20 protein-coding genes are annotated in these 23,916 nt (G+C 69.1%); 13 read left to right on the forward strand and 7 right to left on the reverse strand.

The window, feature by feature from the left end:
• Nucleotides 1-37: 37 nt before the first annotated feature.
• Together radA and infC are read right to left on the reverse strand one after the other, a co-directional pair.
• On the reverse strand, nt 38-1,441 hold the full coding sequence (radA, locus tag EDC64_RS10605) for a DNA repair protein RadA (protein WP_132031258.1): 1,404 nt from the start codon (nt 1,439-1,441) through the stop codon (nt 38-40).
• Nucleotides 1,442-1,562: 121 nt separating this feature from the next.
• On the reverse strand, nt 1,563-2,087 hold the full coding sequence (infC, locus tag EDC64_RS10610) for a translation initiation factor IF-3 (RefSeq protein ID WP_132031259.1): 525 nt from the start codon (nt 2,085-2,087) through the stop codon (nt 1,563-1,565).
• 295 nt (nt 2,088-2,382) lie between these two features.
• On the opposite strand from infC, the gene EDC64_RS10615 reads away from it, so the two are divergent.
• From EDC64_RS10615 to EDC64_RS10625, 3 genes are all read left to right on the forward strand, one after another.
• Entirely contained in the window at nt 2,383-3,240 is an 858-nt protein-coding gene (locus tag EDC64_RS10615; protein ID WP_132031260.1) for a DUF3108 domain-containing protein, read from the forward strand.
• Nucleotides 3,241-3,460: 220 nt separating this feature from the next.
• Entirely contained in the window at nt 3,461-4,864 is a 1,404-nt protein-coding gene (locus tag EDC64_RS10620; RefSeq protein ID WP_132031261.1) for a glutamine synthetase family protein, read from the forward strand.
• 34 nt (nt 4,865-4,898) lie between these two features.
• Nucleotides 4,899-6,179, forward strand: coding sequence for an NAD(P)/FAD-dependent oxidoreductase (locus EDC64_RS10625; protein ID WP_132031262.1), 1,281 nt, complete (start codon nt 4,899-4,901; stop codon nt 6,177-6,179).
• Nucleotides 6,180-6,193: 14 nt separating this feature from the next.
• Here EDC64_RS10625 and EDC64_RS23510 read toward each other — a convergent pair whose 3' ends face one another.
• The 4 genes from EDC64_RS23510 to EDC64_RS10640 are packed head-to-tail and all read right to left on the reverse strand — an operon-like array spanning nt 6,194 to nt 10,003.
• The gene (locus EDC64_RS23510) at nt 6,194-6,586 is read right to left on the reverse strand and encodes a Zn-ribbon domain-containing OB-fold protein (RefSeq protein WP_165933716.1); all 393 of its coding nucleotides are present in this window, start codon (nt 6,584-6,586) and stop codon (nt 6,194-6,196) included.
• A complete protein-coding gene (locus tag EDC64_RS10630; protein WP_165933717.1) occupies nt 6,583-7,764 on the reverse strand; it encodes a thiolase family protein in 1,182 nt (393 codons plus the stop codon). Before EDC64_RS10630 ends, EDC64_RS23510 begins: the two co-directional genes overlap by 4 nt.
• A 12-nt stretch (nt 7,765-7,776) precedes the next feature.
• Nucleotides 7,777-8,745, reverse strand: coding sequence for a Bug family tripartite tricarboxylate transporter substrate binding protein (locus EDC64_RS10635; protein ID WP_165933718.1), 969 nt, complete (start codon nt 8,743-8,745; stop codon nt 7,777-7,779).
• A 22-nt stretch (nt 8,746-8,767) separates the two neighbouring features.
• Nucleotides 8,768-10,003, reverse strand: coding sequence for a CaiB/BaiF CoA transferase family protein (locus tag EDC64_RS10640; RefSeq protein ID WP_207916008.1), 1,236 nt, complete (start codon nt 10,001-10,003; stop codon nt 8,768-8,770).
• Between the two features lie 387 nt (nt 10,004-10,390).
• Between EDC64_RS10640 and EDC64_RS10645 the strand changes: the two genes are divergently transcribed.
• From EDC64_RS10645 to EDC64_RS10690, 10 genes are all read left to right on the forward strand, one after another.
• On the forward strand, nt 10,391-11,572 hold the full coding sequence (locus EDC64_RS10645; protein WP_132031264.1) for a thiolase family protein: 1,182 nt from the start codon (nt 10,391-10,393) through the stop codon (nt 11,570-11,572).
• Nucleotides 11,569-13,164: a class I adenylate-forming enzyme family protein gene (locus EDC64_RS10650; protein WP_132031265.1), complete on the forward strand. Its 1,596-nt coding sequence runs from the start codon at nt 11,569-11,571 to the stop codon at nt 13,162-13,164. The genes EDC64_RS10645 and EDC64_RS10650 overlap by 4 nt, the downstream gene beginning before the upstream one ends.
• Nucleotides 13,161-14,144, forward strand: coding sequence for a Bug family tripartite tricarboxylate transporter substrate binding protein (locus EDC64_RS10655; RefSeq protein ID WP_132031266.1), 984 nt, complete (start codon nt 13,161-13,163; stop codon nt 14,142-14,144). Before EDC64_RS10650 ends, EDC64_RS10655 begins: the two co-directional genes overlap by 4 nt.
• 142 nt (nt 14,145-14,286) lie before the next feature.
• Entirely contained in the window at nt 14,287-16,083 is a 1,797-nt protein-coding gene (locus EDC64_RS10660) for a thiamine pyrophosphate-binding protein (protein WP_132031267.1), read from the forward strand.
• Between the two features lie 40 nt (nt 16,084-16,123).
• Entirely contained in the window at nt 16,124-16,495 is a 372-nt protein-coding gene (locus tag EDC64_RS10665) for a cupin domain-containing protein (protein ID WP_132031268.1), read from the forward strand.
• Nucleotides 16,496-16,574: 79 nt separating this feature from the next.
• On the forward strand, nt 16,575-17,834 hold the full coding sequence (locus EDC64_RS10670; RefSeq protein ID WP_132031269.1) for an ABC transporter substrate-binding protein: 1,260 nt from the start codon (nt 16,575-16,577) through the stop codon (nt 17,832-17,834).
• 51 nt (nt 17,835-17,885) lie between these two features.
• Nucleotides 17,886-18,761, forward strand: coding sequence for a branched-chain amino acid ABC transporter permease (locus EDC64_RS10675; RefSeq protein WP_132031270.1), 876 nt, complete (start codon nt 17,886-17,888; stop codon nt 18,759-18,761).
• A complete protein-coding gene (locus EDC64_RS10680) occupies nt 18,758-21,292 on the forward strand; it encodes a branched-chain amino acid ABC transporter ATP-binding protein/permease (protein ID WP_132031271.1) in 2,535 nt (844 codons plus the stop codon). Before EDC64_RS10675 ends, EDC64_RS10680 begins: the two co-directional genes overlap by 4 nt.
• A complete protein-coding gene (locus tag EDC64_RS10685) occupies nt 21,283-22,716 on the forward strand; it encodes an aldehyde dehydrogenase family protein (protein WP_132031272.1) in 1,434 nt (477 codons plus the stop codon). The genes EDC64_RS10680 and EDC64_RS10685 overlap by 10 nt, the downstream gene beginning before the upstream one ends.
• A 54-nt stretch (nt 22,717-22,770) precedes the next feature.
• Nucleotides 22,771-23,478, forward strand: coding sequence for an SDR family oxidoreductase (locus EDC64_RS10690; RefSeq protein ID WP_132031273.1), 708 nt, complete (start codon nt 22,771-22,773; stop codon nt 23,476-23,478).
• A 46-nt stretch (nt 23,479-23,524) separates the two neighbouring features.
• On the opposite strand, the gene EDC64_RS10695 is transcribed toward EDC64_RS10690, so the two are convergent.
• The gene (locus EDC64_RS10695) at nt 23,525-23,872 is read right to left on the reverse strand and encodes a hypothetical protein (protein WP_132031274.1); all 348 of its coding nucleotides are present in this window, start codon (nt 23,870-23,872) and stop codon (nt 23,525-23,527) included.
• Nucleotides 23,873-23,916: the final 44 nt, after the last annotated feature.

The following is a 23,916-nucleotide window of genomic DNA, read 5'->3' on the forward strand; positions in this document are numbered from 1 at the left end:
GCCTGCGGCGCCTGCGGCGTCATCCCTCTGACATCGGTCAGCCCTCCGTCCGCGACATCGCAGCCCTGCGCGGCGCGCGGGCGGCGATGGCGGCGACCAAGGCGGCCAGCGACGTCACCGTTTCCGTGCGGATCGCGCCGTCGGCGGCGTCCGCCCCGGCCGGCGGCATCACCGCCTGCGTAAAGCCGAGCTTGGCCGCCTCCTTCAGGCGGGCCGGCGCCTGCGACACCTGGCGCACCGCGCCGGTCAGGCTGACCTCGCCGAAATAGACCGCGTCGGCCGGCAGAGCCGCGCCGGTGAGGGAGGAGACGAGTGCACCCGCGACCGCGAGATCCGCCGCCGGCTCGCCGATCTTCAGGCCGCCGGCGACGTTGAGATAGACGTCGTGGCCGCCGAGCCGCACACCGCAGCGCGCATCCAGCACCGCCAGGACCATGGCGAGGCGATTGGAGTCCCAGCCGACCACGGCGCGGCGCGGCGTGCCGAGACTCGAGGGCGCGACCAGCGCCTGGATTTCCACCAGGATCGGCCGGGTGCCCTCCATGCCGGCGAACACCGCGGTCCCCGGCGCGCCCGAATCGCGGTTCGAGAGAAACAGCTCGGAGGGGTTCGCGACTTCGGAGAGGCCCCGCCCGGTCATCTCGAACACGCCGATCTCGTCGGTCGGCCCGAACCGGTTCTTCTGCGCCCGCAGGATGCGGAACTGATGGCCGCCATCGCCCTCGAAGGACAGCACCGCGTCCACCATGTGCTCGACCACCCGCGGCCCGGCGATCTGGCCGTCTTTGGTGACGTGCCCGACCAGGATGACGCAGGCGCCGGTCTGCTTGGCATAGCGCACCATGAGCTGCGCCGAGGTCCGCACCTGGGTCACCGTGCCGGGCGCGGATTCGACCGTGTCGCTCCACATGGTCTGGATCGAATCGATCACCACCAGCCGCACCGGCGGGCCGGCGGCGAGGGTGGCGAGGATGTTCTCGGCATTGGTCTCGGCGGCGAGGCCGACATCCGCCCCGCCGAGGCCGAGCCGCCCGGCGCGCAGCCGCACCTGGTCGACCGCCTCCTCGCCCGAGACATAGACGACGCGATGCCCGCCCGCGGCGAGCGCGGCGGACGCCTGGACCAGAAGGGTGGATTTGCCGATGCCCGGATCGCCGCCCAGCAGCAGGATGGAGCCCGGCACGAAGCCGCCGCCGGCGACGCGGTCGAGTTCACCGATCCCGGAGACGAGACGCGGCGGCGGGGTGCCGGCACCGGTCAGGCTTTCGAGGGCGACGGCGCGGCCACGCCGGCCGGACCGCTGCGCGGCCGGCACCGATGCGGCGACCTCGGGCTCCTCGGCGATCGTGTTCCAGCCGCCGCACGCCTCGCACTTGCCCAGCCAGCGGTTATAGACCGCCCCGCAGGACTGGCAGGCGAAAGTGGGCGCGCGTCTGGCCATCGATGCTCCGGCCTGCCGTGCAGGCACCGCGCTCGTGCGCGAACCTCGCTGCGGAAGCTTCAAACGCCCGTTCAGGCTGATCCCGGACGGGCGGACGCCGCCCGGGCAAGACCCGCCCCCCTCAGCGCGGGGCGAGAATCATGATCATCTGCCGGCCTTCCAGCATCGGCTCGGCTTCGACCTTGGCAAGGGTGGACACGTCCTCGCGCAGCTTCTGAAGCAGCTTGAAGCCGAGGTCCTGGTGCGCCATCTCGCGACCGCGGAAGCGCAGCGTGACCTTGACCTTGTCGCCTTCCTCGAAGAACCGCTGCATGGAGCGCATCTTCACGTCGTAATCGTGGCTGTCGATGCCGGGGCGGAGCTTGATCTCCTTGACCTCGACGACCTTCTGCTTCTTGCGCGCCTCGCTGGCCTTCTTCTGGTTCTGATATTTGAAGCGGCCGTAATCGAGGATCTTGCAGACCGGAGGCTGGGAATTGGGAGCGATCTCGACCAGATCCAGCCCGGCCTCCTGGGCCAGGACCAGAGCGTCACGGATTGCCATGACCCCTCTGTTCTGCCCCTCATTGTCGATGAGCTGGACGTCGCGGACGCGGATCTCCTCGTTAACGCGCGGTCCGTCTTTCTCCGGCGCGACGGGTCTCATAGGGCGGCGAATGGCGTGTATCTCCTCTGCCATTGAACTCCGCTCGATCCCGGCGGGGAGGCAGCGCCGAGCGGCGGACAGCCGTCGCGCCCCGCGAAACAGCCGGGTGAGCAGAACGTGAAGATCGTGACTATTGGTCGCGAAGTCAATGTCCTGCCGCCATTTCGCCGCGCCTTCCGTCGCGCGGCCGCCGCACCGGGGCGCATCAGCCACAGTTCAGCCGCCTTCCGGCTGCAACGAAACGGTTCGGAATCGCCGGGCCGCATCGGCTGCGGCGCCGCCACAGGTGCCTGTCATGGCCGCTCGCTTCGCTTTCCTCGGCTGGTCGTCCGCGCGCCTCTCGGCGGGCGCCGCCGCCTTGGTCGCGCTGGCTGCACCGGCGCTCGCCGATGGCGCCCTGACGGCGAAATACGCGCTGTCGGTCGCCGGGATCGAGGTCGGCCGCGCCAGCCTGATCGTCCGCACGACCGGGGCGAGCTATGAAATGGCGGGCACCGGCCGGGTCTCCGGCATCCTGCGGGCGGTGTCCTCCGGCAAGGGCAGCGCTGCCGCGCGCGGGACCTTGGTCGGCGGCCGGCCGGCCCCCCAGGTGTTCGCCGCGAACACCCAGGCGGACGGCAAGGACGAGGCGATCCGCATCGGCTTTTCCGGGCCGATGATCAAGGAACTGGACGTCGCGCCGCCGACCAAGCCCCTGCCCGACCGGGTGGAGCTGACCGAAGCCCACAAGATCAACGTGATCGATCCGATGACCGGCGCCTTCGTCGTCGTGCCCCCCGGCGCCGATCCGCTCTCCGAGGCCGCCTGCACCAAGGCGATCCCGATCTTCGACGGCCGGCAGCGCTTCGACGTCACCCTCAGCTTCGTGCGGATGGACAATGTCGAGGCCGAGAAGGGATATTCCGGCAAAGCGGTGGTCTGCCGGGTCGGCTACGTGCCGGTCGCCGGCCACCGGCCCGCCCGCTCGACGGTGAAATACATGCAGGCGAACAAGGACATGTATGTCTGGCTGGTGCCCATTCCCGGCACCGGCCTGATGGCGCCGTTCAAGATTTCCATCGCCACCATGATCGGCACCGCGATCCTGGAAGCCACCAGCTTCGAACTCGCCCCGCAAACGGCGACGGTGCCGGTCAGCACCCCGACGCGGTGAGGAATCCGCTACCTTTTGTCCACACCCACTAGCGGTAGTACGGGGCGAAACGGGAACATACGGCGAAGCACGATTCGACCGCGATTCGTTCTAGACTCGTTCCAGCACGCATCCCGCGCGCCGACACCCCCGCGGCGATCTCGGCCCAAGGCGTCGTTGACACCTTACCTGCCGCCAGTGTTCCCTGGGGGCGCGCGTGGGGGTCACGCCAGAGGATGTCATGGCGAAAAAGCGAACGGGCGAGCAGGAGGCGACACTCTCGTCTCCCCGCGGCGTGAAGTCACTTGCCGAAGCGAAAGCCTGGATGGCGGCGCGCGGCATCACCGAGATCGAATGCACGGTGCCCGATCTGGCCGGCGTCGCCCGCGGCAAGATCATGCCCTCGTCCAAATTCTTCTCCTCGCCGGTGATGAACCTGCCGCTGTCGATCTTCTTCCAGACCATATCGGGCGAATATCCCGATTATGAGGGCCTGGTGGATTCGGTCGTGGCGGATTCCGACCTCGTCATGGAGCCGGACTTCTCCACCCTCGCGACCGTCCCCTGGGCGCAGGATCCCACGGCCCAGATCATCCACAACGCCTATCACCGCGATGGGCGGCCGGTGGAACTCGCGCCACGCCAGGTACTCAAGAGCGTGCTCGGCCTCTATGCCAAGCGCGGCTGGAAGCCGGTGGTGGCGCCGGAGATCGAATTCTATCTGGTCGAGCCGAACACCGACCCCGATTATCCCCTGAAGCCCCCCGTCGGGCGCTCGGGCCGGCCGGAGATCGGCCGCCAATCCTATTCGATCCAGGCGGTGAACGAGTTCGATGCGCTGTTCGAGGACATCTACGATTATTCCGAGGCCCAGGGCCTCGAGATCGACACGCTGATCCACGAAGACGGCGCCGCGCAGATGGAGATCAATCTGCGCCACGGCGACCCGCTGGAACTGGCCGACCAGGTGTTCCTGTTCAAGCGCACGATTCGCGAGGCGGCGCTCGGCCACAAGATCTACGCCACCTTCATGGCGAAGCCGATCGCCAACGAACCGGGCAGCGCGCTGCATATCCACCAGTCGGTGGTTTCCGCCGAGACCGGCAAGAACATCTTCTCCGACGAGGACGGCGATCCCACCCCGGAATTCTTCTCCTTCATCGCCGGGCACCAGAAATACCTGCCCTCGGTGATGTGCATCCTGGCGCCCTATGTGAATTCCTACCGGCGCCTGACGCGCGATTCGATGGCGCCGATCAATGTCCAATGGGGCTATGACAACCGCACCGCGGGCCTGCGCGTGCCCCCGGCCCCGCCGGCCGCCCGGCGGCTGGAAAACCGCGTCCCGTCTTCGGACGCCAACCCCTATCTCGTGATCGCCGCCTCGCTCGCCTGCGGCTATCTCGGCCTGGTGAAGGGCCTGCGCCCGACCGAGCCGCTCGAAGGCGACGCCAAGAATCTCGATTTCGACCTGCCGCGCGGCCTGCTCGAGGCGGTCGCCGCCTTCGAGGAGAACGAGGATCTCTCCGAAGTCCTCGGCCGGAGCTTCGTGACCACCTATTCGGCGGTGAAGCAGGCGGAGTTCGAAACCTTCATGCGGGTGATCTCGCCCTGGGAGCGGGAATACCTGCTCCTCAACGTATGAGCCGCGCCGGCGGCGCCTGACCGCGGCCCGATCCATGAGCCGAACCGGCCACCCCGAATCCTGGTATGCCGCGACGGCGGAGAGCCTGCCGGCGCAGCCGCCGCTGCGCGGCGCGGTGACGGCCGACGTCGCCATCGTCGGCGCCGGCTTCACCGGCCTGTCGGCGGCGCTGCACCTCGCCGAAGCCGGCCTCAAGGTCGTCGTGCTGGAGGCCGGGCGGATCGGCGGCGGCGCGTCCGGGCGCAATGGCGGGCAGATCCATTCCGGCCAGCGGCGCGATCAGAATTTCCTCGAACAGGCCGTCGGCCGCGACGATGCCCGCACGCTCTGGACCCTGGCCGAGGAGGCGAAGGCGCTGGTCGCCGACCTCATCGCCCGCCACGCCATCGCCTGCGACTACCGGCCGGGCCTGATCATCGCCGACCACAAGGCGCGCTACGTCGCGCAGACCCATGCCTATGCCCGGCATCTCGCCGACACCTACGGCTACGACCAGATCGAGCCGCTCGACCGCGCCCAGATCCAGGCCCTCGTCGGCGCGCCGTCTTATTATGGCGGCGCGCTCGACAAGGGCGCGGGCCACCTGCACCCGCTCAATTTCGCCCTCGGGCTCGCCCGCGCCGCCATGGCGGCCGGCGCGACGTTCCACGAAGGCACCCGCGCGGTCGGATACGAGGACAGCCACGGTCTGCATATCGACACCGCCGAGGGCGGCCGGGTCGACGCCCAATTCCTGCTCCTGTGCGGCAACGGCCTGATGGACGGGCTCGACCGCACGGTCGACGAGCATGTCATGGCGATCAACAATTACATCGCCGTCACCGAGCCGCTGGGCGCGCGCGCCCGCGGCCTGATCGCGAACGGCGCGGCGGTGGCGGACAGCCGCTTCGTGGTGAATTATTTCCGCCTCACCCCGGACGACCGCCTGCTGTTCGGCGGCGGCGAGAGCTACCGGCGCGGCCTGCGCGCCGACGTGCCCGGCTTCGTGAAGCCGTTTCTGCTGCGGATCTTTCCGCAGCTCGCGGACGTCCGGCTGGACTATGGCTGGGGCGGCACGCTCGGCATCACCATGACGCGCCTGCCCTTCGTGCGGCGGCTGTCGGACCATGTCCTGGTCGCGGCCGGCTATAGCGGCCAGGGCGTCGCGATCGCCCCGCTCTACGGCAAGATCCTCGCCGAGGCGATCGCCGGCCAGATCGGCCGGATGGACGTGCTGGAGCGCCTGCCGGTGCCGCGCTTCTTCGGCGGCACCGCTTTGCGCTATCCGCTCCTCGTCGCCGGCCTGACCTATTACGCGCTGCGCGACCGGATCTGAACGTCGGCGCGGCGTCAGGCCGGGGCGAACTTGAACACCGTCCGCTCGCCCTCGCCGTGCCAGGTGAGCCGCATCGGGGTGCCGATCGCGGGGGCCTGCGCCGCTTCGATCTGGGCGAACACGCGCGGCCCTTCCGCCAGCGCGACGAGGCCGAGCAGATAGGGCACCTCCGCCTCGAAGCCCGGCGCCGGCACGTGGCAGAGCGAGCAGGCGACGAGGGTCCCGGCGCCGCTCGCCTCGCGCCATTCGGTCTCGCCCGGGTCGCTATAGAGGCTCAGCGGGCGGGGATAGAATTGGTAGCGATCCGCCGCCGGGTCGTATTGCAACAGAAACCGCCTGTCCCGGACCGCGTCCCAGAACGGTGCGGTGAGCTGTGTCGGCTTGATCGCCGGCTTCGGCTTGGTCATGCGCCTCGCTCCAAGATCAACACGTTGCTGCAGCCCCAGTTTCGGGCGTACTGGATGACGCCGATGCCGGTCACCATGGCAGTGTCGGTCCGCGCCACCTGCCGCGGTCCGGCTTCGCCGCGCAACTGGCGCAGCGCTTCGATAAGATTGACGCCGCCGCCCGCGAGCCCCGGCTGGCCGGCGGAGATCTGCCCCCCGCCGGTATTGATCGGCAGGTCGCCGCGCGGGCCGATATCGTGCGCCGCCAGGAAGGCCGACGCCTCGCCGGGACCGCAGAAGCCGATCTGCTCCAGTTGCAGGATCAGCGCGATATAGAAATCGTCGTAGGGGTGGAAGCTCTGGATGTCGCCGGCGGTCATGCCGGCATCCCGCAGCGCCTGCGGCCCGACCCGGGAGAAGCCGGTGACGGTGATGTCGTCGATGTCCTGCCGGGGATCGAAATTGACCATCTCGCGATAGGCCACGGGATGGACGAGCGTGTCGAAGCCCATCGCCCGCGCGCGGGCGGTGGAGGTCACGAGACAGGCGTTCGCGCCGTCGCAGCGCATGACGCAGTCGAGGAGGCGCAGCGGATCGGAGATCATGCGGGAGGCGAGATAATCGGCTTCCGTGATCGGCACCCGCAGCTTTTCGCACGCTTTGTCGTTGCGCACCGCGCCGGCGCGCTGGGCCACCGCGAGCCGCGCCATGCCGGGGTCGGGCGAGCCGTATTTCGCGGCATAGGCCGAGGTCAAAAGCCCGAACGAGATCGGCAGCGCGCCATAGCCGAGCGGATCGCAGAATTCCTCGCGATAGCCGCTCTGACGGGTGACGAATTTGGTGGAGGGGGCGTCGGCGGCGATGCACAGCACCATTTCGCACAGCCCGGCCTGGATCGCCGCGCCGGCCCGCACCAGATTGCCGATCACCGAGCCGCCGCCGATCTCGCTCGCCTGGCACCAGGCGAGTTCGAGCCCGAGGGCGTCGGCCATCATATTGGTCCAGAAGGCATTGTGGGCCTCGGCATTGGCCAGGGTCGAGGCCATGCCGTCGATCTCGGCGCGCGCGACGCCGGTGCTGCGCAGGAGGTCGCGCGTCACCTCGCCGGCCAGCTCGAGAGCGGTCTTGCCGCTCTTGAGTTCCAGCTTGGTGTCGGCGCATCCGATGACCGCGATCTCGCGATTCTTCAGCCAGGACATGCGCGGCGCCGCCTATTGCGCGGTGATGCCGGCGGCATCGACCACCGGCTTCCAGCGCTTCGTCTCGCTCTCGATGAGCGCGCCGAAGGCCTGCGGCGTGGACAGGTCGAGCGAGACGCCGAGCGCCTTCAGCCGCTGCTGGGACTTCGGATCAGTGAGCGCGGCATGAATGTCGGCATTGAGCTTCGCGAGGATGGCCGGCGGGATCTTCGCCGGGCCGAGAATGCCCCACCAATTCACCACCTCATAGCCGGGCAGGCCGGACTGGGCGACGGTCGGAACGTCGGGCAGGGCCGCCTCGCGTTTCGGCGAGGTCACGGCGATCGCCCGCACCTGGCCTTTCTGGATTTGCGGCAAAGCGCCGATCAGGCTGTTGAAGGACAGGGGGATATGGTTGCCCATCAGCGCGGTGAGGGAGCCGGCGTCGCCCTTGAAATGGATCGGCTCCATCTTCACCTTGGCCTCGCGCGCGAACAATTCGCCCGCCAGATGGACCGTCGTGCCGTTGCCGGCCGTGCCATATTGCAGACCGCCGGGCGTCTTCTTGGCCTCGGCGATCACGTCGGCCACGGTCTTGAGCGGCGAATCCTTAGGCACCAGGATGACGTTGCCGGCGGCGACCAGCACCGAGATCGGCGTGAAATCCTTCAGCGTGTCGTACGGCACGTCCTTGTAGATCAACTGGTTGAGCGCGTGGCCGCCGGCCACCACCAGCATCGTGTGGCCGTCCGGCTTGGCGGCGACGAGATCGCGCGAGGCGACGATGCCGCCCGCGCCGGGCTTGTTCTCGACCACGACCGGCTGGCCCCACATGGTTTCGAGCTGCGCCGCCATCAGCCGGGCGACGAGGTCGAGCCCGCCGCCGGCGGAGAACGGCACCAGGATCCGCGACGGCTGGGTGGTGAAGGTGTCGCTGGCCTTCGCCGGCGCCCCCGACAAGGCCAGCGCGACGGCGCCGGCGAGCGCGAGAAGCTTCCGCATGGTTGGTCCTCCCTCTGTGTCGTCAGTCGACGATAATTTTCTTGTCTTCGAGCGCGGCGATTTCGGCCGCGCCCATCCCGAGCAGGCCGCTGAGGATTTCGTGCGTGTGCTGGCCCTGGACCGGCGGCGCCGCATAGACGTCGAGCGGCGTGCCGGACAGGCGCATCGGCGAGGCGATCAGCGGCACCGTTCCGCCGCTGGCATGGGTCGCCGCCACGACGAGGCCGCGGGCGGCGACGTGGGGATCGGCGAACACGTCGGACACCGCATTGATCGGGCCGGCGACGAGGCCGTTCGCTTCGAGGTCGTCCAGCCAGGCCTGCTTGGTGCGCGCGACGAACTTCGCCTCGAGCTGCGGGATCAGGCGCGCGCGGTTGCGCACCCGCGCTCCGTTGGTGGCGTAGAGCGGATCCGTCCCCAGCTCCGGCAGCCCGACCAGAGCGGCGAGCTTGCGGAACTGCGCGTCGTTTCCGGCGACCAGGACGATATGCCCGTCCGAACAGGCGAACACCTGGGACGGCACCACCGAGGGCGCGCCGGTGCCGAAGCGCTGCGGGTCCTCGCCCGAGACCAGATAATGCATGCCCTGGTGGGACATCGCGGCGACCTGGGCGTCGAACATCGAGATGTCGATATGCTGGCCGGTGCCGCCGCGCGCATCGCGGGCGAACAAAGCCGAGACGACGGCGGTCGCCGCATAGCTGCCGGCGATCAAATCGGAGAGCACGAAGCCGACCTTGATCGGCCCGCCCCCGGGCGCCCCGTCGGGATGGCCGGTGACGCTCATGACGCCGCACATCGCCTGGAGCAGGGTGTCGTAGCCCATGCGGTGGCGGTTCGGCCCGGTCTGGCCGAAGGCGGTGATCGAGCAATAAATCAGGCGCGGATTGCGGGCGGACAGGCTGGCATGATCGAGCCCGTAGCGGGCGAGATCGCCGACCTTGAAATTCTCCATCACGACGTCCGACCGGTCCGCGAGGTCGCGGACGATCGCCTGCCCCTCGGCGCTGGCGATGTCGACGGTGATCGACTTCTTGTTGCGGTTGACGCTGAGATAATAGGCGGATTCCTTGGTTTCCGCCCCGTCCGCATCCTTCAGGAAGGGCGGTCCGAGCTTGCGCAGGTCATCGCCCCGCCGCGGCTGCTCGACCTTGATCACCTCGGCGCCGAGATCGCCGAGCATCTGGGTCGCCCAGGGGCCGGAAAACACCCGGGTCAGATCGAGGATCCTGATTCCCTCGAGCGGCCGCATCGTCATGAACGCCTCGCAATCGGGGCGCCGGGCGCCGGGAGGGGAAACGGGAAAGCCGGGCACCGCGCGGGCCACCCAAGGCGTTCCGTGGTCGTTTCCCGATTTCCTCCCAGCGCGACGGCGCTCTGTTTCTTCATTGTGAAATCATAATTCTCAATATCAAATCGACTTTGCGATGCAAGCCAAAATGACGCCGAGCGGCGGATCGGCGCCCGCCGACGGTCATTAAATAATTGATTTTGTTTTGTTTTATTGGCGCTGCCAAAAATCTTCGCCGGGCCATTTTCGCCTGCCCTTGACATAAGTTCCCACATTATGAACTGTTATTCGCGATACAGAAACGCGCTGCGGCCGCATCCCGGACCGCCGGCGCAGCAGGAAACCGCCGCGCCCATGAAGTCTCTCGCCGACAGAAGCATCGCCATCATCGGCTATGCGGAAGCCAGGAACGTTCGCGGCAGCGGCCGCAGTGCCCTCGACCTCGCGGCCGAAGTGCTGGCCGGGGCGCTCGCCGCCACCGGCCTCGAGCGGACCGCGATCGACGGCCTCGCCTGCACCCAGGCCATGTCGGAAGCGGGCAATCCGTTCTGGAGCACGCTCATGGCCGAGACCCTCGGCCTCTCGCCCACCTGGTGCCAGACCACCGATCTCGGCGGCTCGTCGAATATCGGCAACATCGCGCGCGCCGCCGCCGCCATCCAGGCCGGGCAATGCGAGATCGCGGTCTGCATCGGCGCCGATGCGGTCTCGACCCAGGATCTGTCGCATCAGGTCGGCCACCGCACGGAATTCTGCGACCCGCTCGGCTATGCCGGCCCCCTGGTCGCCTTCGGCCTCCTCTCCTCGGCTTATGCCGATCGCTACGGCATGCCCGATGCGGCGCTGGCGAAGCTCGCCGTGGCCCAGCGCCGCGGCGCGCTGGACAATCCCAATGCCAGCGCGGTGCTCCGCAAACCGCTGACGGAAGAGGAGTATCTTGCCTCGCGCATGGTGTGCGACCCGCTTCGCCTGCTCGATTGCGTGATGCGCTGCGACGGCGCCAGCGCCTTCGTCGTGACCTCGACGGCGACCGCCCGGCGCCTCGGCGCGGCCCGCCTGGTCCATCCGATCGCCTATCGCGAACGGGTTAATTTCGACCCGCGCGACACGATCTCCGACATCACCATCTCGGGCTTTTCCGAGGTCGGCCCGCGCGTGCTGGCCGATGCCGGGCTGAAGCCGTCCGACATCCACATGCTCCAGCCCTATGACGATTTTCTGATCGCCGTTCTCCTGCAACTGGAACAGATCGGCTTCTGCGGGCCCGGCGGGTCGCAAGCCTTCCTCGCCGAGCGGTCGCTCGGCTATGACGGCGACCTGCCGATCAATACCGGCGGCGGCCAGGTCTCGGCCGGCCAGCCGGGGCTCGCCGGGGGCGGCGTCAATCTCAGCGAAGCGGTGCGCCAGTTGTTCGGCGAGGCCGGCCCGCGCCAGGTTGGGCGGCACGGCAATGCGCTCGTGACCGGCATCGGCGTCCTGCCTTATGCCCGCAACTGGACCTCCAGCAACGCCCTCGTTTTGGAGCGCGGCGCATGATCCCGGCGCCCGGAGCGCCGGAGGCGCTCGCTTTTGCCGCCGCCGGCCTGACCGTCGGCGCGCTGTTCCGGCAGCAGGCCGCCGCGGCGCCCGACCGGCCGGCGATCGCCCAGGACGGGGTCTGGATGTCCTACGGCGAACTCGACGCCCGCGTGAATCGCCTCGCCCACGGTCTCGCCGCGCGCGGCCTGACCCGCGCGGGCGTGCTCGCCATCGTCTCGGAGAACCGGCGGGAGCATCTCGAAGTCCAGCTCGCCGCGGCCAAGCTCGGCCTCGTCGTGGCCTGCCCGAACTGGCGCCAGTCGGTCGAGGAATTGCGCCATTGCCTCGGCACGTCGGGCGCGACTTTGGTCTTCGCCTCCGAGCGGTTCGCGGAGAAGGCGGCGCAGGCGGCCGGCACGGTGCCCATCCTGTTCGGCGGCGCCTATGAGGCGCTGCTGCGCACCGGTGCGGACAGCGCGCCGCCGCTGCTCGCCGCGCCCGAGGATCCGCTCCTCATCCTGTTCACCAGCGGCACGACGGGCTTTCCCAAGGGCGCCGCCATCAGCCATCGCGCCATGGTCGCGCGCACCTGGATGGCGCTGCTCGACGAGACCCTGTTCCCCACCCGCACCTTCGTCTGCTGGGCGCCGCTGTTCCACATGGCGGGGGCCGACAACGCCCTCGGCATGCTGATGCTCGGCGGCCGGGTGCGGATGATGGAGGGGTTCGACGCCGAGGCGCTGGCCGAGATCCTCGGCCAGGAGGAGATCGGCCTGCTCTCGCTCGGGCCGGGAACGGTCGAGCCGCTGATCGCCGCGCTGCGGGGGCGGCCCGCCAAGGTGCGCGGCGTCGCTTTGGTCGGCGCCATGGCCGACCTCGTGCCACCGGCCAGCATCGCCGAAATCACCGGCCGCCTCGGCGCCCCGTTCCGCAACACGTTCGGCTCCACCGAGACCGGCCCCGCGCCGGCGAGCCGCGGGCGGATCCCGGTCGGCGTCGCGCCCGCGCGCTTCTCCAAGACGCAGAGTTCCTTCTGCCTGCTGCGCCTCGTCGATCCCGACGGGGTCGACGTCCCGGACGGCGCGCCGGGCGAGGTTCTGGTCCGCGCGCCGAGCCTGTTCTCGGGCTATTGGCGGCTGCCGGACCAGACCGCGGAGGATTTCCGCGACGGCTGGTTCCACATGGGCGACGTCATGGTCCGCAACCCGGACCGCACCCTCGATTTCGTCGACCGGCGCAAATATCTCATCAAATCGGGCGGCGAGAACATCTATCCGGCCGAGATCGAGCGCCTCTTGATGGCGCGGCCCGAGATCGCCGAGGCGGTGGTGGTGCGCCAGCGCGATACGCGCTGGGGCGAAGTGCCGGTCGCCTTCGTGGTGGCCCGCGATTCCGGCCTCACCGAGGATGGCGTGATCGCCATGCTCCGCGGCCGGATCGCCCCTTTCAAGGTGCCGAAGCGCATCCATTTCCTTGAAGAGACCGATCTGCCGCGCTCGGTGACGGGGAAGGTGCGCCGGCAGGACCTCGAGGCTCGGCTCGGCGCCCCGCGCCAGGACCCGTCTCGCGACCCGCAAATCCAAGAAAACACGACAGGGAGGACAGGATGACGGTATTCCGCAGGCGATTCGCTCTGGCGGCGGCAGGCGCCGCGCTGGTGGCCGCTTTGGCTTTCGCCGGCCCGGCGAAGGCGGACTATCCCGACCGCGCGGTGAAGATCGTGGTGCCGTTCGCGGCCGGCGGCGGGGTGGATCTGCTCGCCCGCGTCATCGCCGCCGAGCTTCAGAAGGTGAACGGCCAGCCGTTCGTGGTCGAGAACCGGGGCGGCGCGGGCGGCAGCATCGGCATCGGCGCGGTGGTCCGCGCCCAGCCGGACGGCTACACTTTGCTGATCACGTCGGACGCGGTCGTGACCAATCCGGCGGTCTATAGCCCGCCGCCCTTCGACCCGACCAAGGACCTCGCCGCGATCACGGAACTCGGCACCACGCCCAATCTCATCACGCTGAAGCCGGATTCGCCGATCCGCAGCCTGTCGCAGCTGATCACGGAATCGAAGGCGCAGCCGGAAAAATACACCTATGGCAGCGGCGCCCAGGGCGCCTCGCCGCATCTGATGGTGGAGCGGCTGCAGAAGCTCGGCGGCTTCAAGCTGCTGCATGTGCCCTTCCCCGGTGCCGGCCCGGCCACCCAGGCGGTGCTCGCCGGAACCACCGACATGAACACCGGCAGCTATTCCTCGACCCGCGGCCAGATCGCGAGCGGCCAATTGCGCGTGCTGTTCCATGCCGGGGCGAAGCGCCTGCCGGATCTGCCGGACGTGCCCACCCTCGAGGAACTGGGCTTCCCGGGCTTCGTCGCCGAGACCTTCATGGCGATGTTCGCCCCCGCCGGCACCGATCCCGCCATCATCAAGAAGCTCTCCGACCAGGTGATCGCGATCCTGAACAAGCCGGAGGTGCGGGCCGGCATCGAGAAGACGGGCCTCACCGTCCATGCCGAAGGCCCTGCCGCGCTGACCGCGCGGGTGGCGAAGGAAGTCGTCATCTGGCGCGAGGTCGTGAAGGAAATCGGGTTGAAGCTCAATTAGATTGGCGCCGGGCCGGGGCGGAGAGACGACGTTCCGCCCCGGCCCATGTCGAACTCTCTATTTTATCATATTGCGGGATCGCATTTGATATGGCTGAATACGGCCGCGGTTCCCCAGTCCCAGAACAAGGAAATCAGGTGCCATGGCGCGGATGAAGGGTGCCGAGATCATCACAGAATACCTCATTGCCAATGACATTCCCTATGTTTTCGGGATTTGCGGCCATGGCAATGTCGGCATGCTGGACGTGCTTTACGAAGCGCGGGACCGCATCACGCTGGTCTCGCCGCGGCACGAGCAGGTCGCTGCGCACATGGCGGACGCCTATTTCCGGGTGAAGCACCAGCCGGTCGCGACCCTCACCTCGTGCGGCCCGGGTTCGGCGAACATCGTCATGCCGCTCGCCTGCGCGCTGACGGATTCCTCCGCCATCCTCGCGATCACGGCCAATGTGCCGACCTCGCAATTCAACCGCTCGCCGTTCCAGGAGATCAACCGCCATTATCAGGCGGATTTCGTGAACGTGCTGCGCCCGGTGGTGAAGCGCGCCTACCAGCCGACCCGCGTCGACATGCTGCCGCTGGCGCTGCGCCAGGCGACCACGACGATGCTCTCCGGGCGGCCGGGGCCGGTCAATCTCGACATCCCCTTCAACGTCTTCCAGGAGGAAGACGACGTCGAGATGCCGCCGCCGGCGCCGCGCCATCTCGCGGTGCGCTCCGGCGCCGCGCCGGAGGAGATTGCCCGCGTCGCCCGCCTGCTCGCCGGCGCACAGCGCCCGGCTTTCTTCATCGGCCATGGCGTGGCGCTGTCGGAGGCCGGCGCCGAGATCACCGAGGCCGCCCACACGCTCGGCGTCCCGGTCATCTCCTCGCCCAACGGCTTCGGCTGCATCGACATGACCGACCCGATGTCGCTCGGCTTCATCGGCCGGAACGGCGCCTATGCCGCCAATCAGGCCGGCCGCCACGCCGATCTGGTGATCGCGGTCGGCGCGCGCTTCGACGACCGCTCCGCCTCCTCCTGGATCCCCGGCTATTCCTGGAACTTCCCGCACACCAAGCTGGTGCATGTCGACGTCGATCCCGACGAGATCGGCCGCAATTATCCCCCGGATGTCGGCATCATCGCCGATGCCCGCACCTTCCTGCGCCAATTGCTCGACGCGATGAAGGACGTGCCCGGCCAGCGCGAGGCGCGCCGGCCCTGGCTCGCGGAGATCGCCGTCTGGGCGCAGCAATGGGAAGACCATATCCGGCCGAACTTCTCGCTGCACGCGACCCCGATCCGCCCCGAGCGGATCGTCGCCGATTGCGAGGCGGTGCTGCCGCCGAACGCCATCATCGCCTGCGACGTCGGCGTGAACCACAATTGGTTCATGCAGTTCTGGAAGGCCCGTCAGCCCCGGACCATCCTGAATTCCTGGGGCTTTTCGGGCATGGGCTTCGGCGCCGCCGGAGCGCTCGGCGCCAAGCTCGCCGCGCCCGACCGGCCGGTGATCGCGGTCGCCGGCGACGGCTGCTTCACCATGGTGCCGCACGTTCTGTGCACCGCGGTGGAATACAACATCCCGGTCGTCTGGGTGATCTGGAACAATTTCGCCTGGGCCTCGATCCGCGACATCCAGATGGGCATGTTCGGCGGCCGCGAGCACGGCACCGCCTTCTATCACGGCGACAACAAGACGCCCTACAATCCGGACTTCGCCGCCTGGGCCCGCGCCTGCGGCGTCGAGGGCATCACCGTCACGCGGTCGCAGGATTTCAAGGCGGCGCTCGCCCATGCGGTGGCGCTGAACAAGCCGGTCCTGCTCGACGTGCATGTCGATGCCGAGGTGCGGCCGCCGGCCACCGGCACCTGGCATCTGCCGCCCACCCCGTTCCGCGAACCGGCCTTCGGCGCCCCCTGGACGCCGGACGCCCGCGTGCCCGCCAAATGAAGCGGGCCGCACAAACATCAGACGTCAGGGAGACGCGCGCATGATCGAGGGCAAAGGCGGCTGGTCCATCCGCAACATCGCGGAAGTGCCGTGGCTCGAATTCCCCAACCATTTCGGCGGCGCCTTGTCGAAGCCGCTGGTCCAGCCCGGCACGGCGCCGACCCGGCTGCTCGACTATCGCATCTCGATGTACCAGCCGATGGCCCATGTCGCGGTGCACAGCCACAAGGTCCAGGAGCAGGTCTATCACGTGCTGGAAGGCGAAGGCCTGATGGAGATCGACGGTCAATCCTACGTGGTGCGCAAGCACGACGTGATCTTCCTGCCGCCGGGCGTGACCCACAACATCGCCAATAGCGGGCTCACCGACCTCGTCTTTTTGGTCGTGACCACCCCCGCGAGCGACGAATAGGGCGCGCCGCGACGCGCCCGCATCGGTTGAGAGCAACGAAAGACGGCCGGAAAGAGCCGTCTCACCTGGAGGAAACAGCATGACGGATCGCAAATCGACCGGCGGCGCCCTCGACCGGCGCACGACGTTGAAACTCGGTGCCGCGGGCCTCGGCGCCGCGGCCTTCGGCTTCCCGGCCATCGTCCGGGCGCAGACCGACGCCATCCGCATCGGCCATCTCACGCCGATGACCGGCTTTCTCGGAGCGCTCGGCGGCTATGCCGTGCTCGGCATCAAGATGGCCGAGGAGGAGATCAACCAGGCGGGCGGCGTGATGGGCCGGCCGATCCAGGTGATTTCCGAGGATTCGATCAATCCCGACACCGCCGCCACCAAGGCCCAGCGCATGCTGGACCGCGACGGCGCGGCCTTCCTCATGGGCGAGATTTCCTCGGCCTCCGCGCTCGCCATCTCGCAGGTCGCGGCGCGCAACAAGCGCCTGTTCCTGTCGATCGGCGCGCGCTCCGACACGCTGCGCGGCAAGAGCTGCAACAAATACATGTTCTGCGTCGACATCCCGAACACGGTGATGGTCAATGCCGTGGGCAGCGCGCTGCTGCGCGACAACATGGTGAAGGGCAAGCGCTTCGTCACCCTCACCGCCGATTACGTGTTCGGCCACGATCTGCTGCGCGCCGCCAAGGCGTTCTTCGCCGCGCATGGCGGAAACCTCGTCGGCGACGAGCTGGTCGCGACCGACGTCACCGATTTCAGCCCCTATCTCCTGAAGATCCGCCAGGCCCGGCCGGACGTGGTGTGCTCCAACCTCGCCGGCAATCAGGTCACCAACCTCATCAAGCAATATGCCGAATTCGGCCTGCCCTATCCGATCGTCGGCTTCAACCTGAACACCGCGGACGCCTGGGCGGCGGGCGAGGGCAATCTCTCGGGCACCTGGCCGACCGTCTGGTATCACACCCTCGACACACCGGGCTCCAAGGCCTTCGTCGAGAAGTTCGTCAAGAAGAACGGCAAGCCGCCGGAGAACCATGCCTGGATCCAGTACATCTCGCTGAAGCTCATGGCGGAGGCGATGAACGCGGCCAAGTCGACCGACAGCGAGACCCTCGGCGCCTATCTGGAAAAGGGAACGCAGTTCGACATCCTCAAGGCCCGCAAGGCCTATTTCCGCGCCTGGGACCACCAGCTCATCCAGGAGGCCTATCCCTTCACGGTGAAGCCCAAGGCGCAGATCAAGGACAAGTGGGACATGCTCCAGCTCGGCGCGGCGGTGCCCAATCCCGACCAGCCGCTGGAGAGCATCTACCCGACGCGCGAGCAGAATCCCTGCAGCCTCTAATGGCGCGGCGGCGGGCGCCGGCCCGCCGCCCGCTCGGGACCGGATGCGGCCATGGAATTCGTCTTCCTGCTCGAACAGGTGGTCAACGGGCTGGTGCTCGGCGGCTATTACCTGCTGATCGCCCTCGGCCTGTCGCTGATCTTCAGCGTCGGCGGGGTGGTCAATCTCGCCCACGGCGCCTTCTATGCGCTCGGCGCCTATGCCGCGCTGGAAATCCGCGCGCGGCTCGGCTTCGCGCCGGCGGTGATCCTCTCGCCGGTCGCGGTCGGCGTGCTCGGCATCGCCTTCGAGCGCCTGCTGCTGCGCCGCTTCTACCGCGCCGATCCGATCCTCAGCCTGCTGGTCACCTTCGGCCTCGCCATGGTGGCCGAGCAGGCGATCCGCATGATCTGGGGCGCGGCGCCTTTGCCGGTCGCGATCCCCGCCGCGCTGAAAGGCCCGGTCATGGTCGGCGACTTCCTGTTCTCCCGCTACCGGCTCCTCCTGCTCGCGATCGTGGTCGCGGTCCTGGCGGGGATCTGGTTCCTGCTCAACCGCACCGCTTTCGGCAGCGTGGTGCGGGCCGGGGTGCAGAAGCCCGACATGGTGGCGGCGCTCGGCATCCGCCTGCAGCCCTACATGACCGCGATCGTCGTGCTCGGCGTCGGCATGGCCGCGCTCGGCGGCGCCCTGTTCGCCCCGATCACGACCGTGCATCCCGCGATGGGCGCCGAGATCATGACGGTCGCCTTCGTCGTGGTGGTGATCGGCGGCCTCGGCAGCTTCTGGGGCGTGGTGCTGGCCGCGGTCCTGGTCGGCGTGGTGCGCGGGCTCACCATCCATTTCCTGCCCGCCGCGGGCGAAGCCTCCATGTATGTCCTGATGTTCCTGGTCCTGCTGCTGCGGCCGCGCGGCCTGCTCGGCGAACGCATCGAGAAGTTCGAATGACCGGCACCCCGCATTCCGCTCTCCGGCCGATGCTGATCGGCGCCGCGGCGCTGGTCGCGCTGCCGCTCGTCCTTCCGGCCGTGGGCCTCACGGTCAATATCGCGACCGTGGTGGTCGTGCTGGCGATCTCGGCCCTCGGGCTCAATCTCCTGGTCGGCTATACCGGCCTGACCTCGTTCGGCCATGCCGCCTGGTTCGGCCTCGGCGGCTATGCCGCCGCGATCTCGCAGCGCGCCTGGTTCCCCGGCGAAATGGCGTTGCCGCTGCTGTTCGCGCTGGTCCTGGTGGCGCTGGTCTCGGCCGGCGTCGGCGCGCTCATCCTGCGCCGGCGCGGCGTCTATTTCGCCCTGCTGACGCTGGCGCTCTCCGCGCTTTGCTACACCGTCGCCTTCCGCTGGACCGAGGTGACCGGCGGCGAGGACGGGCTCGGCGGGCTCCAACGCGGCTCCCTCGGCCCGGTCGATTTCGACGACCCGATCGCCTTCTATGTCTTCGTCGCCGTCATCGGCCTCGCCGTGCTCTACTTCCTCCAGCGCCTCGCGCGCTCGCCGTTCGGCCATGTCCTGGCGGCGATCCGCGAGAACCAGCTGCGCGCGACCTTCCAGGGCTACGACGTCGACCGCTACAAGCTCGTCGCCTTCGTGATCTCGGCCGTGGTCACGGCCCTGGGCGGCGCCCTCTCGGTGTTCCTGCACTACATCGTCACCGCCGAGGCGATCTCGGTGCCGCTCTCCGGCACGCTGCTGGCGATGGTCGTGATCGGCGGCATGCACACCCTGCTCGGCCCGGCTCTGGGCGTCGTCTTCTACATCGTGTTCCGCGAATTCCTGTCGATCTGGACCGCCGATTGGCTGTTCTGGTTCGGCCTCGTCTTCGTCGGCTTCATCCTGTTCTCGCCGGAGGGCCTGGCGGGCATCTGGGCCGAGCTCAAGCGCCGCGTCCGGCCGCCGGCGCAGGACGCGGCGGCGATGAGCAAGCGCAAGATCTATGAGGGGCTGCCGCTGCCGGCCTTCCTGCGCCCGCCGGCGCGGCAGGGCACGGTGCTCGACGTCCAGGCGGTGTCGAAGCATTTCGGCGGCATCCGCGCGGTCGACGGGGTGTCTCTCACGGTCGAGGCGGGCGAGATCCATGCCTTGATCGGCCCCAACGGCGCCGGCAAGACCACCACCTTCAACCTCGTCTCCGGCCTGTTCGCGCCCGACCGCGGCACCATCCGCCTCGACGGGACGCCGGTCTCCGGCCTGCCGGCGCACCGCATTTCCGGGCGCGGCCTCGCCCGGTCGTTCCAGATCACCAGCCTGTTCAACGGCCTCACGATCCACGAAAATCTGCGCCTCTCGGTGCAGGCGACGCATCCCGGCCGCTTCAATATCTGGCGCGACGTGGACAGCGACACCGCGGTCCAGGCCGAGACCGCCGAGCTGATTCGCTTTCTCGGCCTCGAAGGGATCGAGACGATCAAGGCCGGCGACCTCTCCTATGGCGGCCAGCGCCTGGTCGATCTCGGCATCGCCCTCGGGTTGAAGCCGCAGGTGCTGCTGCTGGACGAGCCGCTCGCCGGCCTCGCCGCCGCCGAGCGCGAGCGCGTCTGCCGTCTGGTGCGCACCATCGCCCAGACCGTGCCGGTGCTGATGGTCGAGCACGACATCGACCGCATCCTCGCCTTCTCCCACCGCGTCACCGTGATGAATCAGGGCGCGGTGCTGATGACCGGCGCGCCCGACGCGGTGCGCGCCGATCCGCGGGTGCAGGAAATCTATACCGGCTCCGGCACCCCCGCCGTGACCGGCCGCGGGCCCGCCACCGCGGGGCCGCGCCCGGCCGTGCTGGAGGTCGAGAAGCTCAACACCTTCTATGGCAAGAGCCATATTCTGGACGACGTCGCCTTGACCGTGCGCGAGGGCGAGATCGTCGCCCTGCTCGGCCGCAACGGCGCCGGCAAGTCCACTTTGCTGAAGACTCTGGCCGGCCTCGTTCCCGCCCGCTCGGGCAGCGTGCGGTTTCATGGGCAGGAACTGGTCGGCCTTCCGGCGCCCGACATCGCCCGGCTCGGCATCGGCTATGTCCCGCAGGGGCGCGGCCTGTTCGCCGGGATGAGCGTGCGCGAGAATCTCCGGCTCGGCCGGCTGGCCCGCGCCACCGACGGCCGCACCGGCACGGTGTGGAGCGAGGCGCGCATTTTCGAGATGTTCCCGGTGCTGGCGGCGCGCCTGTCGACGCCGGCGGACTATCTCTCGGGCGGCGAGCAGCAGATGCTCGCGGTCGCCCGCGCCTTGTCCGGCAATGTCCGCCTCCTGCTGCTCGACGAGCCGTTCGAGGGGCTCGCCCCGGCGGTGATCGAGGAATTGTTCCGGGTGTTCGACCGGCTGCGGGCGGAGCTGCCGATCCTGATCGTCGAGCACAATCTCGACCTTGTTCTGGCGCTGGCCGACCGGGTGTTCGCGCTCGAGCGCGGCGCCGTGTTCCACGAGGGCGGCTCGGACAAGCTGCTCACCAATCTCGACTACCGGAAGGAGATCCTGTGGCTGTGACCGTGCGCGCGGATGCGCTGCTGATCGAAGGGACCTGGACCAGGGGTGAAAGCGAGCCCATCACCGTCCTGGACAAATACCATCTGACGCCGGTGGGCACGTTTGCCAGCGCGAGCGCGGAGCAGGCGACGCGCCTGATCGCGGCGGCCGACGCCGCCTTCCGGCAAAGCACGCAGACCCCCTATGACCGGGGGGCGGTGCTGGACCGAGCCGCCGCTTTGGTGGAGGCGCGCGCCGCGGACTTCGTCGCCGCCATGCAGGCCGAAGCGGGCTTCACCCGGAGCGACGCGGCGGGCGAGGTCGCGCGGTGCGTCCAGACGCTGAAGCTCTCGGCGGAGGAGGCGCGGCGCCTCGCCGGCGAGGTGGTGCCGATCGCCGGCGCCCCGCGCCAGGCCGGCCGCTTCGCCTTCACGCTGCGGGTGCCGCTCGGCGTCGTCCTCGCCATCACGCCGTTCAATTCGCCGTTGAACACGGTCGCGCACAAAGTGGGACCGGCGCTCGCGGCCGGCAATGCGGTGGTGCTCAAGCCGGCGAGCGCCACGCCGCTGTCCGCCATCCTGCTCTGCGAGGCGCTGGTGGCGGCGGGCGTCCCGGCCGGCATGCTCTCATTGGTGCACAGCAAAGGCAGCGTCACCGCGGGCCTGCTCGACGACCCGCGCGTGCGCTTCTTCGCCTTCACCGGCAGCACCGAGGTCGGCCGCACGATCCAGCGGGCGGCCGGCCTGCGTCGCACCCAGATGGAACTCGGCTCGATCGCCTTCACCATCCTGTGCGACGATGCCGACCTCGCCAAGGCGCTGCCGAAGGTCGCGGGCGCCGGCTATCGCAAGGCCGGGCAGGTCTGCACCTCGGTGCAGATGCTTCTGGTGCACCGGAGCATCGCCGACGCGGTCGAGCGCCGGCTCGCGCCGCTGGTCGCGGCCCTGGTGGCGGGCGACCCGCACGATCCGGCGACCGAGGTCGGTCCGGTGATCAGCCTGAAGGAGGCCGAGCGGATCGACGCCTGGATCGCGGAGGCGTTGGCGCGCGGCGCGCGCCGGCTGGTCGGCGGGGCGCGCCGCGGGGCGCTGGTTCCGCCGACGCTGCTCGCCGGCATCGACACCGAGATGCGGGTCGGCTGCTGCGAGATTTTCGGCCCGGTCGTGTGCGTGCTGCCCTTCGACACGCTGGACGAGGCGATCGCGCGGGTGAACGCGACGCCCTACGGCCTCGCCTCCGGCATCTTCACGAACCGTCTGCTCGACGCGCTGAAGGCGGCCGAGCGGCTGGAGGTCGGTGGCGTGCACATCAACGAGACGTCCTCCTCCCGGGTGGATCTGATGCCCTATGGCGGCTCCAAGGAATCCGGCTTCGGCCGCGAGGGACCGCGCTACACGCTCCACGAAATGACCGAAGAACGGATCGTCACGATCGCGACCCAGTGAGGCCGCGGCAAAGCTTGGGACCCGGTTCAGGGTCCGCAGAACGAGGATTTTGGTATGGCTGAGAAGATTGCCCTGGTGTTCGGCGGCTCGCGCGGGATCGGCGCGGCCTGTGTGCGTGCGCTCGCCGCGGACGGCTTCGCCGTCGCTTATACCTATGTGAACGATGCCGGCGAGACCCCCGCCGGGGTGCGGGCCTATCGCGCCGATATCGGCGAACCGGCGCAAGTCGCCGAAGCCTTCGCGGCGGTCGCGCGCGACCTCGGCGGCGCGCCCGACGTGGTGGTCGCCAATGCCGGCATCAATGTGCCGCCGGCGCCGCTGGCGCAGTTTCCGGCCGCCGCGTTCCGGCGGCTGGTCGAGGTCAATATCGTCGGCGCCTTCAACATCCTCGCCGAGGCGGCGCGGCAGGTGAAGGATGGCGGCGCGATCATCGCCTTGACCACCTCGCTGGTGCGCCATGCCGCCCCCGGCATCGGGCCCTACAGCGCCACCAAGGCGGCGGTGGAATGCCTGGTGCGCTCGATGGCGAAGGAACTCGCCGGGCGCGGCGTGCGCGTCAACGGCGTCGCGCCGGGGCCGGTGGACACCGATCTGTTCCGCGCCGGAAAGAATGCGGACGCGCTGAGCCGTTCGGCCGCCATGAGCCCGTTCAACCGGGTCGGCCGGCCCGAGGAAATCGGCGCGGTCGTCGCCTTCCTCGCCTCGGACAAGGCGTCCTGGGTGCACGGCCAGATCGTGCAGCCGAACGGCGGGCTGGTCTGAGACCCGCCCGACGCGGGCGCGCTCCGGCGCGCTGCGACGGTCCGCGCTATTTGCCTTCGAGCATGGCGCGGGCTTCGTTCACCGCCTTGAGGCAGGCGGCCTCATCGCCCGCGGCCTGGAAGTTCTGGGCCGCGTTCAAGGCGGCCGCCGGCCCCACGGGCGGCGGCAAATTGCCGGTCGCAGCCGCCATCGAGGACGCGGTGGGCTGATGGTCGAGCTGCGCGCCGACGGTCTGCGGCGCAGTCGGGGGCGCCGGCTGCTTCGGCGTCACGGCATCGACGCGGGCCTGCAGCGCGACGATCTGTTCGAGGCACGAGGCCGCCAGGGCCGGCGTGCCGGCGAGCCCGGACGCGAGGGTGCCGGCGGCGAGGGCGAACAGGAACGACGTGCGCATGCGGGCTCCGTGCTTTGGGAAGGGCCGTGCCGAAAATCGGCCGG

It is taken from the genome of Aquabacter spiritensis, assembly GCF_004346185.1.
GTDB classification, from domain to species: domain Bacteria; phylum Pseudomonadota; class Alphaproteobacteria; order Rhizobiales; family Xanthobacteraceae; genus Aquabacter; species Aquabacter spiritensis.

Excerpts from the sequence above, each read along its gene's own strand:
- radA (WP_132031258.1), bottom strand. The coding sequence starts at position 1,441 with ATGGCCAGACGCGCGCCCACTTTCGCCTGCCAGTCCTGCGGGGCGGTC.
- infC (WP_132031259.1), bottom strand. The coding sequence starts at position 2,087 with ATGAGACCCGTCGCGCCGGAGAAAGACGGACCGCGCGTTAACGAGGAG.
- EDC64_RS10615 (WP_132031260.1), top strand. The coding sequence starts at position 2,383 with ATGGCCGCTCGCTTCGCTTTCCTCGGCTGGTCGTCCGCGCGCCTCTCG.
- EDC64_RS10620 (WP_132031261.1), top strand. The coding sequence starts at position 3,461 with ATGGCGAAAAAGCGAACGGGCGAGCAGGAGGCGACACTCTCGTCTCCC.
- EDC64_RS10625 (WP_132031262.1), top strand. The coding sequence starts at position 4,899 with ATGAGCCGAACCGGCCACCCCGAATCCTGGTATGCCGCGACGGCGGAG.
- EDC64_RS23510 (WP_165933716.1), bottom strand. The coding sequence starts at position 6,586 with ATGACCAAGCCGAAGCCGGCGATCAAGCCGACACAGCTCACCGCACCG.
- EDC64_RS10630 (WP_165933717.1), bottom strand. The coding sequence starts at position 7,764 with ATGTCCTGGCTGAAGAATCGCGAGATCGCGGTCATCGGATGCGCCGAC.
- EDC64_RS10635 (WP_165933718.1), bottom strand. The coding sequence starts at position 8,745 with ATGCGGAAGCTTCTCGCGCTCGCCGGCGCCGTCGCGCTGGCCTTGTCG.
- EDC64_RS10640 (WP_207916008.1), bottom strand. The coding sequence starts at position 10,003 with ATGACGATGCGGCCGCTCGAGGGAATCAGGATCCTCGATCTGACCCGG.
- EDC64_RS10645 (WP_132031264.1), top strand. The coding sequence starts at position 10,391 with ATGAAGTCTCTCGCCGACAGAAGCATCGCCATCATCGGCTATGCGGAA.
- EDC64_RS10650 (WP_132031265.1), top strand. The coding sequence starts at position 11,569 with ATGATCCCGGCGCCCGGAGCGCCGGAGGCGCTCGCTTTTGCCGCCGCC.
- EDC64_RS10655 (WP_132031266.1), top strand. The coding sequence starts at position 13,161 with ATGACGGTATTCCGCAGGCGATTCGCTCTGGCGGCGGCAGGCGCCGCG.
- EDC64_RS10660 (WP_132031267.1), top strand. The coding sequence starts at position 14,287 with ATGGCGCGGATGAAGGGTGCCGAGATCATCACAGAATACCTCATTGCC.
- EDC64_RS10665 (WP_132031268.1), top strand. The coding sequence starts at position 16,124 with ATGATCGAGGGCAAAGGCGGCTGGTCCATCCGCAACATCGCGGAAGTG.
- EDC64_RS10670 (WP_132031269.1), top strand. The coding sequence starts at position 16,575 with ATGACGGATCGCAAATCGACCGGCGGCGCCCTCGACCGGCGCACGACG.
- EDC64_RS10675 (WP_132031270.1), top strand. The coding sequence starts at position 17,886 with ATGGAATTCGTCTTCCTGCTCGAACAGGTGGTCAACGGGCTGGTGCTC.
- EDC64_RS10680 (WP_132031271.1), top strand. The coding sequence starts at position 18,758 with ATGACCGGCACCCCGCATTCCGCTCTCCGGCCGATGCTGATCGGCGCC.
- EDC64_RS10690 (WP_132031273.1), top strand. The coding sequence starts at position 22,771 with ATGGCTGAGAAGATTGCCCTGGTGTTCGGCGGCTCGCGCGGGATCGGC.
- EDC64_RS10695 (WP_132031274.1), bottom strand. The coding sequence starts at position 23,872 with ATGCGCACGTCGTTCCTGTTCGCCCTCGCCGCCGGCACCCTCGCGTCC.